1 protein-coding gene is annotated in these 366 nt (G+C 58.5%); it reads left to right on the top strand.

Annotated features, from left to right (window positions below; genetic code table 11):
* Positions 1 to 366, top strand: a 366-nt coding sequence (locus AF337_RS33165; protein WP_483150644.1) for a flagellin N-terminal helical domain-containing protein, incomplete at both ends; no start/stop codon positions are given.

The following is a 366-nucleotide window of genomic DNA, read 5'->3' as shown; positions in this document are numbered from 1 at the left end:
GCGCAACATCAACTTCAGTCTCGAAACGACACAGAATAGTGTTTCTACCGGCTATCGGGTCGACACCGCATCCGACAACGCCGCTTACTGGTCGATCGCAACCACGATGCGGTCCGACAACAAGGCGCTCTCCGCCGTGTCCGACGCGCTGGGCCTCGGCGCAGCAAAGGTCGATACTGCCTATACGGCCATGGACAATGCAATCGACGTTGTCGACGAGATCAAATCCAAGCTTGTCGCAGCGACCGAGGACGGTGTCGACAAGTCCAAGGTACAGGAAGAAATCAGCCAGCTTCAGGAACAACTGCTGAGCATTGCCCAGTCGGCGTCGTTCTCGGGTGAGAACTGGGTCGCGGGCGCGGATGG

The sequence above is a fragment of the Rhizobium ecuadorense genome (assembly GCF_001187535.1).
GTDB lineage: Bacteria > Pseudomonadota > Alphaproteobacteria > Rhizobiales > Rhizobiaceae > Rhizobium > Rhizobium ecuadorense.
The sequence above is the reverse complement of the archived record's forward strand: the minus strand, read 5'-3'. Positions and strand labels throughout refer to the sequence as shown.